Source organism: Vulcanisaeta sp. EB80 (genome assembly GCF_002078205.2).
In genome coordinates, this window is record NZ_LCWN02000062.1 from 1 (window position 1) to 12653 (window position 12653).

Consider the following 12653-nt stretch of genomic DNA (forward strand, 5'->3'; position numbering starts at 1 on the left):
CTCCCTCGAGGGTAAGAGGGGCGAACCTAGACTTCGCCCGCCCGACCCCACGGAATCCGGGTTCCTTGGAAAGCCCACTGCGGTCATCAACGTAGAGGTTGTGGCGGCAGCCCCAGTGATATTGAGGACGCATTATGAGGGTAGGGAGCCAATTATTGAGAAGTACCTCTGTGTTACGGGCGATGTTGAGAGACCTGGTCTCTATAGGAAACCGCTTACGATTCAGTTGGATGAGTTTCTCGGGGAGACTGGGGCTAAGGATGTGAAGGCCGTCTTTGTTGGCGGTGTGTCCAGCGGTCTTGTGCATTCCTCGAAGATTAAGGTGAGGTTAACGTCTGAGGATACGAGGAAGCTGGGCGTCTTCATAGGGCCTGGAGTAATAATTGCGCTATCCAACAAGAGGTGCATTGTGGATACTATGCTCGAGGTTATGAAGTTCTTCTCCCACGAATCATGTGGTCGCTGTGAACCATGCAGGCTTGGTACTAGGGAGCTTGTGGGCTTCCTGGAGAGGGTTAGGGAGGGTAAAGCGAGCCTGGATGATCTTAGGTGGGCCGAGTCTGTGGCTAAAACCATGATGGAGACGTCATTGTGCGGGCTTGGTATGTCGGCAGGTAAGGTGTTCCTGGATGCGCTTAATCAATTTAGGGATGAGTTCGAGGAACACCTAGGAGGCGTTTGTAGGGCTGGTGTTTGCTTTAGGTGATGGTTATGGTGAAGGTCGTAATTAATGGTATGGAGGTTGAGGCTAGGGATGGAGAGACAATACTGGGTTTAGCGAGGAGGCTTGGTATTGAGATACCCACCCTCTGTTATTATGAGGGTTTTTCCAACGGTTCCTGCAGGGTATGCGTTGTTGAGGTTAATGGTAGGTTAATGCCGTCATGCATAACGAGGGTTTCCGAAGGCATGAAGATAGAGACTGAAAGCTCGAGGGTGCGTGAGGCAAGGTTAACAATTCTTAAGCTCCTGCTCAAGAATCACGTACACAGAAGTAGGGAAGAGAGGGATAGGTGTGTTCTCTGCAGTTACGCCGTCAAGTATGGGCTTGAGCAAGCGCCAATAATTGGCGATGAGAGGCTAGATGATACGCACCCAGCAATAGTGTTTAACCCGTCGGCATGTGTTATGTGTAGGAAGTGCGTCATTGCGTGTACCATGGATCAGAATAACGACGTCATTGCAGTGATAGGTAGGGGGTCCGGCACTAGGATTAGTTTTGACCTGGACGTACCCATGGGCAAGTCGGACTGCGTTAGTTGCGGTGCCTGTGTTGATGCATGCCCAACGGGGGCGTTGATGGAGAAGGATTGGGTGCCAGCTGATAAGGTTGTTGAGACCACATGCCCATACTGCGGTACCGGGTGTACTGTGGAGTATGGGGTTAAGGATGGCAGGGTTGCGTGGGCTAGGGGTGGTTATGGACCTGCTAATGAGGGTAAGCTATGCACTAAGGGTAAATTCGGCTTTCACTACGTTAATAGCCCCGAGAGACTAACCAAGCCCCTAGTTAGGAAACCAGGTGTTCCTAAGGGTCCGTTGAATGGCAGGAATATTCACGAGGTTTTCATGGAGGTTAGTTGGGACGAGGCCCTCAACATTGTGGCCTCCCGAATTAAGGAGATAATTAGTAAGTACGGGCCGGCATCGATAGGCGGTATAATGAGTGATAGAAGCACTAACGAAAGCCTCTATGCGTTTCAGAAGTTCATGAGATGCGCGATAGGCTCGGACAATATTGATCAATCAGCAACGCTGTGCCACGAACCATCAGCTTGGTCATTAGCCACACAGCTTGGCTTTGGTGCAGCCACAAACCCAATAAAAGACATACTTAATGCAAGAACAATATTTGTAGTCGGCTCGAACATTAATGAAACGCACCCAGTCATTGCCTCCTACGTTAAGAGGGCGGCAAAGCAGGGCTCCCACCTGGTGGTGGTTAACCCAATGCACACGGAGTTGGCGAGATACGCTGAGTACGAGATTAACCTAAGGCCTGGTACTGATGTTGTCCTATTCTCAGCCATGGCTAAGTACATATTGGATATGGATTGGCATGATGAAGACTTCATTGGGAAGTTCACCGAGGGATTTGAGGAGTGGAGGAGAAGTCTTGAACCGTTCACCCTAGACTTTGCCGAGAGGGTTACTGGAGTTCCTGCGGATATTATTAGGCAGGTCGCTAGGCTGTACGCGCTCGAGAAGCCATCAATGATACTGTGGACCCTAGGCATTACTGAGCATGAGAATGGGACTGAGAACGTCTCCTCACTAATAAACCTGGCATTACTCACTGGTAATGTTGGTAACCCCGGATCCGGACTAATGCCTCTACGTGGTCAGAATAATGTGCAGGGTGGTGCTGACATGGGTTGCGCCCCAGGTAGGTTGCCGGGTTATCAACCAATCACGGATGCCGAGGTTAGGAGGGGGTTTGAGGAGTTATGGAGGTGTAAATTACCTAGTTTTGTTGGTTTTAGGAGCACTGAAATGATTGAAATGGCTAGGAGGGGTTTGATTAAGGCCATGATAATTGTTGGCGAGAATAGTGTTAGGTCACACCCAGATAGTAATGCTGTAAGGGATGCCTTGAGTAAACTTGAGTTTTTAGTGGTCCAGGACATATTCCTTACGGAAACAGCCGAGTACGCAGATGCTGTATTACCGGCAGCATCATCCGCCCTAGAGGATTATGGAACATTTACAAACACGGAGAGGAGGGTTCAACTGACGAGGAAGGTCGTTGATCCACCAGGTGAGACAAAACCCGATTGGTGGGTCTTTGTTGAGTTAGCTAGGAGGCTTGGTTACGACATGGGGTTCAGAGACAGTGAGGATATCATGAGGGAGATAGCCCAGTCCTCACGGATATTCAGGGGGTTAAGCCATGGGAGGGTTGAACGCGAGGGTGGTCTACAGTGGCCTGTCATTGATGAAACGCATGGTGGTACGCCGATACTTTATAGTGATGGTTTTCCAAGGGGTAAGGCCAGGTTCAGGGTAGCCACTTGGAGGGGACCTGGTGTTGTTGAGGAGAGGCTTTACCCATACGTGTTGATAATTGGTCGTGAGAGGGCTCAGTACCACACGGCAACGATGACTTCGAAATCACACATACTCAAGGTATTTTGGAGAGGTCCCGTGGTTGAGATGAATAGTGAGGATATGGCAAGGGAGGGTGTCAAGGACGGCGATATTGTTAAGTTGGTATCACCTGCGGGTGAATTGATCGTCAGTGTTGTTAAATCAAGTAGGGTTCCCCCTGGCGTATTATTTACAACATTCCACTACCCAGAGTTGCAGGCTAATGTTTTAACGCCATACGTGTTGAACCCAATAACCAAGACACCCGCGTATAAGGATACGAGGGTTCGTATTGAGAAATTAAGGACGCATTGAATTAAAAGGGGGTAATTACCTGATTATTTTGATGGGGACGCTACCGTGCGGTGCACCAACTAGGTACGAGTATGGAGAGCACACGGCTGACATCCTAGTGATAGCTTACGGTTGCACGCTAGAGGAGGCGTTTAAAAATGCGGCATTAGGTGTCGCTAATCTGACCTACTACACGGATAGGGTTGAGCTCAGGGAGTACGTGGAGACTAAGGTTGATGGCGATGACCTCGAACAACTCCTCTTTAACTGGATTGATGAGTTCATATACCTATTCGACGGCAAGAAATTCGCATATGGGGATTACTTTAGGAATATAGCCATAGAGGGTAATGGACCATATACGGCTAGGGCGTTGGTCGGTGGTGAGCATTTCGACATTAATAAGCATGGTTATAGGGGACTCATTGTTAAAGCAATGACCTATAACATGATGAGTATTAAGCAAGAAAATAACTATTGGAAGTTACAATTTGTCGTCGATATTTAATAATAAAGCATTAAATCCAGGTGGGAAAATAAATTCACATGACAACACCTGGGAATACAAAGCGTAGGATTAGTATCGTATTAATCAGCATAGGCGTAGCACTGCTACTTATCGCATCGTTTCTTGCATATGAGGAGCTGATCGCAGGAGTATCGATACCTCAACCACCAAGTCTTGAGAGCGTATTATATGTTCTAGCTGTGGTTACGTATAAGGTGGCCTTCATAGCCGTGATTGCGTGGTCAGGGGCTATTCTCGTTACGAGGGGCAGTTTCGGTTTTCGTGATTATTCGTAACGCTTATTACCATTGGTGATAAAGCGATGGGTTTTAAAGTCCATCCCCAACACCCTTAATTGTACCCCTGGGTTTCCGAGACCCGCAGAGGCTGGGAACCGCGGGCGACCGTTGGGGAGCCACTGCGGTGAGGGGGCCCAGGGAGACCGTCGAGAAGGAGACGGCGGGAACAACCGCCATCTCCGGAGAGACGGTCTACAGAACCTATAAGGTGAAACCATGAGGGTAGCAATGCTCACTGCAATGTTGGCCTTCATCATAGTCCTGGTCACCTTAGCCGTATCAGCGTACACCATAGGCAATCTAGGTAATTACGTTAGTGCAAAGGTATACATGAAAGATAATACGTACTACTTAACAATTAACATTAGCAATCCATTACCAACACCAATAATTGTTACAGTGAGTCAAGATAATGTCTCTAGCTCAGTGAGTATTGCGCCGTATGGTTACGGCAGTGTTGATATTCAGCTCATTTCGTTAGCTACACCCATTAATGTCACCATCACAATACCTGGTATAGCCAATGTAACATCTACGGTGACCATAAATGAGAGCTAAGGATAGACTGATTAATGGTGCATTTAATGCCATCACTGATTTACTATTCCTAATTCTAACGCTTATACTATATGAATTACTAAGCTCATATCTAACTCGCGTTACACCGAGTATCGTGGGATTGCTTCATGAATACATACTATTGATTGTAGCATTTGTCTTCCTGGCATTCCTAAAGGGCTCACTCTCAGGTCATGTGCTTGTTTACCCCGTCATACTCGGCGAGTTTGTGTTAATAACCGCAATATTCGCTTCAATACCCAGCATATTGGCGGTACATGGTATCGCTGTGAACATTAAGCCGTTGATTTACTTTTTATGGTCAATGGAAGCTGTGTGGGTCATATATTCAATAATTAATCAGTTTAGTCACACGTTGTCCGATCCATAAAGCCTATTGAAGGTAACCTTCAATTTTACCTGCCAACTCCCTGACAATCTTACTCATTAGGAATTGCCCGGCCCTCTCCCTAGCATTTCTACCCATTCTATCTCTCTCATCAGGATTATCAAGGAGTCTCTCCACAGCCTTTGCCGCACCCTCCACATCATCTGGGCCATTAACGTGTATACCATCAATCCCATCCCTAACAACCCACTTCTGGCCATACACCGCCGACGTTATCACTGGCACACCGCCATACATAAACTCGAGCTGTGTCAGCCCGAGCGCCTCCATCTTACTCATTATTATGTTCGCGTAAGCCTCCTTAATCAACTTCTTCTTATCCTCAACACTCAACTCGCCCGTCAATGTAACATTGCTTAACCCACGGGATCCCCTAACCACCTCATCCCATTGATCACCAGGTTTACCCGCAATAACGAAGTGCACATCCTTCCTACCCCTAAGTAGTTTTGCTACCTGAACCACCGCCAATGGATTCTTCCTCTCCTCAACTGTTCCCAGGTAAGCTACTATCTTCGCATTATCAGGTATCCTATACTTAACCCTGAAGTCACTTGAATCAACCGCATTCAAGTCCAAAACCTCATCATCATCGATTCCGCCAGGAAACACGTAAATCTGCTCGGGCCTAGCGCCCATCCTAACCATTTCCTCACCCTCAATCGGTGTTACACACAATACTAGGTTAGCAGCCTTGAATATTTCGGGAAATGCCATGTGATTCCAGGTCAGCCTATACGTTCTTTCCACCACATCATACCTCGTTGGGTCTGGTGGTTGGTAGTGGCTCATGTGCGCAAAGAACACATTACCACCCTCAAGACCGAAGGTTATCAACATCCTTCTCCACATCACGTACTTAGCAGTATCCTCAGGACCATTCCAAAGCGTTGAGTGCGTTATTAATGAGTTGATGCCAAAATTATCGCTAATCCTTCTCAATACATCAACGAAGTTCTTAAACATAATCCTCCTAGGAGGCCACTTGGCGGTGTAGCTATCAACTCTTATGGTCGGTAGGTTGATGGCACGATCCTTCTCCTGAAACACATAACCCTCCAACGATGTCTCCACAATCCTCCTCCTAATTACCTCATTGCCGTCGTGATAAATACTCGTTATTAGGTAGGATTCGTAGCCAAGCCTTAGGAACCACTTAACCATCCTCTGCGCCACCAACTCCTGCCCCTTGGAATTACTGGTCTGGTACATTATAACGCCAATTACGGGCTTAGTCACTACCCTCACCCTCCTTACTATCCCTACGTGGGCCACCCCACTCCTGCTCAAGAAATCTCCTTAAGGGTTCCCTAAGTGGTATGGCTAGCACCAACCCAATGGCTACACCAAGTCCTATGGCGATCGCCCAAGCAAGCCCTTGGGCAAAAACGTAGAGTATTGTGACATTAACCTTCATTACACTAAGGGCTATGGTTATGACCATGTAGTATAAAATAAATCTAAAGGCATCACCAACGAAATTCAGTAATGTTTGTGAATATTGATCATTGACTGGGTAACTTCGTTTGAAATAATCACTTATCCAATCAACCATTATTAATCCAATTATTAATATAATAACACCGGATACCAGGTAGGGTAGGTATGAGAGAACGCTCCTTGATGTATCGTAGAGGAAGGATAGGTTTGGACTTACATACGATAATTCAAGTAGGGCGTAGAAGATGGCTGCTATGTAAATAACCCACTTAACGAATAAACCAAGGAAATCACCTGCGGTATAACCACTCCTAAGTAGTGCTCGGCCAATCGATGTCTTCCTAAAGAACGCATCAAGACCCGTTGTGTAGGATATCTTCTTGATTAGGATCTCAACAAGCCTACCAACTATGTACCCAACTACCATTATCACTATGGCTGCCAATACTGTGTAAAAGATGTATTGGGGTATGAATCCAAAGACCTTTGGGGGTGTTGTAGCTATGGTTGAGTTTGTAACGCTCATTATTAAGGTACAACCTAAAGCCAATCTTTTAAGGTTTCCTTGAGCAGGTATGCTTAAATCATTAAGTGAACCTAGTATTTAATAATTAACTAAAGAGATAGAAAGAAAAAGAAATCACGGATTTGCACCGCTTAAGTATTTCGAAGCCCTCTTTATCGCCTTTATTATGTTTACGTAACCCGTACACCTACATATATTCTTTATGCTGAGCTTAAGAACCTCGTCGTCAGCCGCAGGGTCTATGTTTGTCAAGTAGTCGTATGTGACCATCATGAAACCATGAGTACAATAACCACATTGCATCGCGAATTCCTCAATGAAGGCCCGCTGTATTGGATGAAGCTCAACACCCTTACTTAAACCCCTTATTGTGGTTATATAGTGCCCAGACGCCCTAGCTACCGGTATCATGCATGACTTAACGGCTTTACCATCAAAGAGGACCGTACAGGCGCCGCACTTACCCTCATCACAACCCCTCCTAACCTCCCTAAATCCATGCCTCCTCAGAAAATCAACTAGGAGCAACCTTGGTTCCACTAAATCCTCAATCCATTGCCCATTAACATTGACCCTAACCCTGACCAGGTCACCTACGTACTCCAATTTATCCTCAGCCGGTTTCCACTCACTGACGACCTCCCTAACCGGGGTCTTCGGTTTGGATAAGGTGCCTGATGCTATGTTTGCTAATGCTTTAATGAGCATGTTCCTTGCAACCCTAATTTTGTAATCACCGGGTGCGTGTGTATCCTCGAGTGGTTTAGCCTCTATTGATGAGAAAATGGAATTGGCAATATCAACGGCCTTAGCCCCAACCTCCTTAGTGCTCATACCAGCCAGGTTATCTTTAATGAGCACAGGTTCTGGGTATACGGCACCTATCGATATCCTGGAACTCGTTATGACACCCTCCTTCTCTTGATAAGTCACGGTCACAATAGCGCTAGGGAATGAGGCACCACCTCTCCTGAAGAATTCGTAAACACCGTTAAGGCTACTCACCGGTATTCTTACCTCAGTAATCAATTCACTAGGCCCTAGGTCTGTGGTGTAAGGTCCCTTATAGAATTCGGCGACCTTAACGACCCTTTCCGTACCAACACCTCTAATGACCACCTCTGCATCAAGGGCTATTAATGCTGGGTAGTAATTAGCGGCGGGATCTGCGTGGGCAAGGCTACCTCCTATGGTGCCTATGTTCCTAACCTGTACATCGGCTATATGCCAAGCCGATTCGCTGAGTACCTTAGCCCTCTCGTTTACTAGCCTGTTCATGGCAACATCATTATGCGTAGTCAAGGCGCCAATCCTGAGGTAATTACCGTCAATTTTCACGTACCTAAGCTCATTTAGGCTTAGTATATCTATGAGGTACTTAACCTCCATCATCCTTAACTTCAGCATAGGCATGAGACTCATGCCGCCAGCCAAAACCTTAGCCTCACCACCATACTCACTCAACAACTTAAGTGCTTCATCGATACTTGAGGCCCTTAGGTAATTGAAACCTCTAGGCAAACCAAGCGCGTAGGACATCCCCATCACCCCTCAATAGCCCTCATTATTTTGTATGGGCGTAATGGTAAATCAGTTACTGCCTTACCAATTATTGAGGCCAGTGCATTAACTATGGCGGCTGGAACGCCCATCATTGCGCCTTCACCAACACCATGAGCCTCCGATATGAGGAACTTTGCTGGTGTTTCAAAATGGATGAATTCCACCTCCATACCGACGGCCTCAGCCAATGTTGGTGACTCGTAGATGTCGAGGCTTGTTGTTAATGGGTTTCCCTGATCATCATACATCAATTCCTCATAGAGTGTTAATGCAAGCCCATGCATCAAACCACCCATCAGTTGGCCATCAACAAACTCCCTCTTAAAGACCCTACCTGAGTCATGCGCTATCACGTACTTCCTAACCCTGATATCGTACGTATTTGGGTCAAGTTCTATAACAGCCAGGTGGGCCTGTATAGCGTATGTGGCTGATGAGTTTATCCTATCGCCCTCAGCAGCCTTTACTGTTGGTGGTTGATAGAAAACAGTGACGCTTAAGGACGAGTCAACCCCCTCAGGTAGTGAACCAGGGTCCCAGTTAACAGACGAGGCAATCCTCCTAATATCCACCCTCCTACTTGGATTATTGACATCATAGAACTGGCCATTCTCGTAACCAACCTTATCCGTACCAAGCATCGACATGGCTAACCTCGTAAGCCTCTCCCTCAACTGCCTGGAGGCGAGTATTGCCGCACTAATGACTATTGGCGCAAACCTACTTGAGTAACTACCATCAGAGAGGGCCCACGTTCTGGTGGTATCGACCCTGTTCTCCACAATAACGATCGATGGATCAACACCCAACTCAGCGGCAACCACCTCGGCAAGTGTGGTTTCGTGGCCCAAGCCCTCGTTTGTGCCGTTAACAAAGACCCTAATGTAACCGCTCATGTCGATGCTTACGGTAACGTAGGTACCAGCACCTGAGTGTGGGTATTTACGTCTGCTTGGTTCTATTGCTAGGTCCGTATAGCCCAGGTTTGTTCCGCTTGGTTCAACGAGAACCACAACGCCAACACCGATGTTTGGATTCTTCTTCCTCTCCTCAAGCCAACGCCTATATTCAGGCTCTATCGCCCTTACAACCCTCTCATAGTCCTGCTTTGGGTATAGGCCTCCCGTTACTGTCTCGTAGAAGTACTCGTCACCCAACTTCTTCGGGAAGTCCCTTATTAAGTTCTTGATCCTCAATTCCAATGGGTCGATACCCAGCTCACGGGCTAACTCGTTAACCGCAACCTCAAGCATGAAGTAGAATGGTGGGCCACCATAAGCCCTATTCAACCCGGTGGGTAGTTTATTCGTTAGTATGACGTAGTCCTCGACCTCGATAGCCCTAACATCGTATGCGCCGTTCATGTTACCATGAACCCTAAATAGGACACCGGGGTCAGGGGGTCTTGGGTATGCGCCAACATCCTCGTAAAACCTAAACTTAAGACCCTTTATAATGCCGTCCTTCGTTGAGGCGATCTCAACAACACCCTTCCTAGCACCACCTGAGTTACTACCAACTAGGTGCTCGGTCCTACTCTCAATCCACTTAACAGGTCTTCCACTGAGTATTGACGCCGCAGCTGCAAGCACAATGTATGGGTATAGTGAGTATTTCGAACCAAAACTGCCGCCGATATCCCTCGGTGTAAACAGCCTGAGGCTGCCCGTAGGCAGTCCTAAAGCCCTACTAACAAAGTACGCTATTAACAGTGGACCTTGTGCGTTAGCCCATACATTCAATTCACCACCAACGTAATGTGCAAGTACCCCGTAGGTTTCCAGGGGCATTGCGTTATGCTTCTGGTAATAGAACTCCCTTTTTACAACCACGGGTGATTCGGAAAATACGGAATCCACAGGGCCGAATTTCATATGCCTATACATGGCTATGTTTGATTTTAATTCGTCATGAACAAGGACATCGCCCTTCAACGCATCGTCAATACTCACCACAGGCTTTAACGGTTCAAAATCAACCTGGACATAATCAAGAAGATCTACCGCTCTATAAGGATCATCAGAAAGGACAACGGCTATAGGCTCACCAACAAATCTAACCTTATCGCGGGCAAACGGATAATACTTAATTGGTGCATCAACAGCGAGTGGGAAGGGGTTCGGTATAACCTTACTCAATTCACCTGGACCATAAGCAATACCACCGTGTTCGAGAACCCCTGTTAAATCGATCTTTAAAATACGGGCGTGGGCGTAGGGGCTCCTGTAAATAGCCATGTATAGCGTACCAGGGGGCGTAGGTATATCATCAATATACTCGCCAGAACCTGTGACAGCCCGAAGACCCTCCCTATAATGAGGCAACTTACTCATTATAGCACTAAGGACACTTAGTTATTAAAATATTAAGGTTATTAGGCTAACACAACCATGATAGCGCCTAAGGTATTTGTATACAGGTTATCACAGGATGACCCGAGAAAAAACACCGCAATTAAACTAAGTAAGCATGGGTTTATACGACTCGTAAGTAGTCCCGGGAGGTTACCGAGAGGTTCATTGCTGCTGGATCCAACATCGAGGCTTCCCCTAACGCCGGGGGATGTTGATGTAGCAATTGCCAGGGGTATATCATTGATCGATTGCTCGTGGAAGAGGGCTATTGAGGAGCATGGAAAGCTTGTGAGGGGTGATTTCGTGAGGAGGCGTTTGCCATTATTGATCGCCGCAAATCCTGCTCACTACGGTAAACCATACATCCTCTCGACAATAGAGGCTGTGGCCGCTACCCTATACATACTTGGCTTTAGGGAGTTGGCCAACGACGTGCTGAGGCTGTATAAGTGGGGTCCGAATTTTCTAGCAATCAATGCTAAATACCTTAATAAGTACGCTGTGGGTGATTTATCCCCAGAAAGGGAGTTATTGGGTATTGATGATGTGGAATACGGTATTGAGCAGCTAATGAGAGCATTATTAGATACTGATTAATGACGACGAAACGAGCCTCGCCCCTTCTTGTCGTGGGTGGTTTTTATTTTTGGTTGCTACTTTTTCTTGTGGATGTTGCGTAGGTCTGTTGCTGTTGAGCTTGAGGTTACTAAGGAACTCAGCAAGCTACTTTATTCTGTTGAGTCTGCGTATCTCAACATCGTTCATGAGGTTGTTGCTTATGCCGTTGTGAACAATGTTACGAGCGCAACCCAACTCCAGAGGTTGTTTTACAGCAAGTATAGGCTGGAGTACCCAAACCTCAACTCACAACTAATCATCCAAGCAATCAGGCAATCATCCGAAATCGCAAAATCATTCGTTGAAAGGAAAAAGAAGGGCTTGGTGAACAAGCCCTACCCGGAGGTTAAAAACGTATCTATTAGGTTTGTCGTAACGACTTGGAGTTATGAGGAGTTCGTTAGATCAATAGCCCCAGTCAAGCTTAGCTTATCACTGCTCGGCGAGAGGAGGGAGGTTTGGTTGAGACCACATAAACGTTTCTGGTTGTTTTGGTGGAGGGTATTGAGTGGTGAAGCCGAGCTGGCTAGCACGTTGATTATTAAGCGTAGGTTGAATAGGTGGTATGCCATATTCATCTTCAAGCTGAAGCCTAGGGTGGAGAAGCCGCAGTCGATTATTGCCTTCGACATCAATGAGAACACTGTTGCTGTTGGTAAAATTGACTTAACATCCACAGTGGACAAGGTGGCTAATTGGAATAGGCAGTACGCAACGCCACAGTTATACTCGATAAGGACTGATTTTGGTAGGTTGGCTAGGAGGTATGGGAGGGTTAGGAATGCAATCATCGAGAGGTTAAAACCACACTTCGCATTACCGAATGGCAAATACTCGAATGTGACGAACACGAGGGAGTTTAGGAAGCGCGTTAAGCATCTAAGGGAGGGGGTTAGGAAGGTTGGTAGGGTTAGGCAAATCGCCAATGAATTGACAAAGACACCAGCGATTATCATAACCGAGGATCTTGGCGAGAACCCACAGGAGTCGATGATTG

Annotated in this window: 11 protein-coding genes and 1 pseudogene; 8 read left to right on the forward strand and 4 right to left on the reverse strand. The window is 46.8% G+C overall.

Annotated features, from left to right (window positions below; genetic code table 11):
* The 6 genes from B7L70_RS09795 to B7L70_RS09820 all read left to right on the forward strand — a co-directional run.
* The coding region (locus tag B7L70_RS09795) for an NADH-ubiquinone oxidoreductase-F iron-sulfur binding region domain-containing protein (protein WP_304440746.1) at nucleotides 1-706 on the forward strand (706 nt) is incomplete at its 5' end.
* Nucleotides 707-711: 5 nt separating this feature from the next.
* Complete coding sequence (gene fdhF / locus B7L70_RS09800; protein WP_238376199.1) at nucleotides 712-3402, forward strand: formate dehydrogenase subunit alpha; 2691 nt, start codon at nucleotides 712-714, stop codon at nucleotides 3400-3402.
* A 31-nt stretch (nucleotides 3403-3433) separates the two neighbouring features.
* Complete coding sequence (locus B7L70_RS09805) at nucleotides 3434-3889, forward strand: archease (protein ID WP_081227756.1); 456 nt, start codon at nucleotides 3434-3436, stop codon at nucleotides 3887-3889.
* Between the two features lie 38 nt (nucleotides 3890-3927).
* Nucleotides 3928-4185 carry a hypothetical protein gene (locus B7L70_RS09810; RefSeq protein WP_081227759.1) on the forward strand — a complete coding sequence of 86 codons (258 nt, stop codon included), beginning with the start codon at nucleotides 3928-3930 and terminating at the stop codon, nucleotides 4183-4185.
* 219 nt (nucleotides 4186-4404) lie between these two features.
* Complete coding sequence (locus tag B7L70_RS09815; protein ID WP_081227761.1) at nucleotides 4405-4746, forward strand: hypothetical protein; 342 nt, start codon at nucleotides 4405-4407, stop codon at nucleotides 4744-4746.
* Complete coding sequence (locus tag B7L70_RS09820; protein WP_081227764.1) at nucleotides 4736-5137, forward strand: hypothetical protein; 402 nt, start codon at nucleotides 4736-4738, stop codon at nucleotides 5135-5137. Before B7L70_RS09815 ends, B7L70_RS09820 begins: the two co-directional genes overlap by 11 nt.
* Before the next feature lie 3 nt (nucleotides 5138-5140).
* On the opposite strand, the gene B7L70_RS09825 is transcribed toward B7L70_RS09820, so the two are convergent.
* The 4 genes from B7L70_RS09825 to B7L70_RS09840 all read right to left on the reverse strand — a co-directional run bounded on the left by B7L70_RS09825 (nucleotide 5141) and on the right by B7L70_RS09840 (nucleotide 11017).
* Nucleotides 5141-6394 (reverse strand): glycosyltransferase, encoded by a 1254-nt coding sequence (locus tag B7L70_RS09825; protein WP_238376200.1) that lies wholly within the window; start codon nucleotides 6392-6394, stop codon nucleotides 5141-5143.
* Nucleotides 6387-7121 carry a hypothetical protein gene (locus tag B7L70_RS09830; protein WP_101940279.1) on the reverse strand — a complete coding sequence of 245 codons (735 nt, stop codon included), beginning with the start codon at nucleotides 7119-7121 and terminating at the stop codon, nucleotides 6387-6389. The genes B7L70_RS09825 and B7L70_RS09830 overlap by 8 nt, the downstream gene beginning before the upstream one ends.
* A 114-nt stretch (nucleotides 7122-7235) precedes the next feature.
* Nucleotides 7236-8660 carry an FAD binding domain-containing protein gene (locus tag B7L70_RS09835; RefSeq protein WP_238376201.1) on the reverse strand — a complete coding sequence of 475 codons (1425 nt, stop codon included), beginning with the start codon at nucleotides 8658-8660 and terminating at the stop codon, nucleotides 7236-7238.
* 5 nt (nucleotides 8661-8665) lie between these two features.
* On the reverse strand, nucleotides 8666-11017 hold the full coding sequence (locus B7L70_RS09840; RefSeq protein WP_081227768.1) for a xanthine dehydrogenase family protein molybdopterin-binding subunit: 2352 nt from the start codon (nucleotides 11015-11017) through the stop codon (nucleotides 8666-8668).
* A gap of 57 nt (nucleotides 11018-11074) precedes the next feature.
* Here B7L70_RS09840 and B7L70_RS09845 point away from each other — a divergent pair, with 57 nt between their 5' ends.
* Both B7L70_RS09845 and B7L70_RS09850 read left to right on the forward strand, forming a co-directional pair.
* Entirely contained in the window at nucleotides 11075-11635 is a 561-nt protein-coding gene (locus B7L70_RS09845) for a DUF367 family protein (protein ID WP_081227771.1), read from the forward strand.
* A 72-nt stretch (nucleotides 11636-11707) separates the two neighbouring features.
* Nucleotides 11708-12653 (forward strand): annotated as a pseudogene (locus B7L70_RS09850) (hypothetical protein); the annotation flags it as partial.

Bases quoted from the DNA above. Each gene is read 5' to 3' on its own strand.
- B7L70_RS09830 (WP_101940279.1), bottom strand. From the start codon at position 7,121: ATGAGCGTTACAAACTCAACCATAGCTACAACACCCCCAAAGGTCTTT.
- B7L70_RS09845 (WP_081227771.1), top strand. From the start codon at position 11,075: ATGATAGCGCCTAAGGTATTTGTATACAGGTTATCACAGGATGACCCG.
- B7L70_RS09840 (WP_081227768.1), bottom strand. From the start codon at position 11,017: ATGAGTAAGTTGCCTCATTATAGGGAGGGTCTTCGGGCTGTCACAGGT.
- B7L70_RS09820 (WP_081227764.1), top strand. From the start codon at position 4,736: ATGAGAGCTAAGGATAGACTGATTAATGGTGCATTTAATGCCATCACT.
- B7L70_RS09810 (WP_081227759.1), top strand. From the start codon at position 3,928: ATGACAACACCTGGGAATACAAAGCGTAGGATTAGTATCGTATTAATC.
- B7L70_RS09805 (WP_081227756.1), top strand. From the start codon at position 3,434: ATGGGGACGCTACCGTGCGGTGCACCAACTAGGTACGAGTATGGAGAG.
- B7L70_RS09815 (WP_081227761.1), top strand. From the start codon at position 4,405: ATGAGGGTAGCAATGCTCACTGCAATGTTGGCCTTCATCATAGTCCTG.
- B7L70_RS09835 (WP_238376201.1), bottom strand. From the start codon at position 8,660: ATGTCCTACGCGCTTGGTTTGCCTAGAGGTTTCAATTACCTAAGGGCC.
- fdhF (WP_238376199.1), top strand. From the start codon at position 712: ATGGTGAAGGTCGTAATTAATGGTATGGAGGTTGAGGCTAGGGATGGA.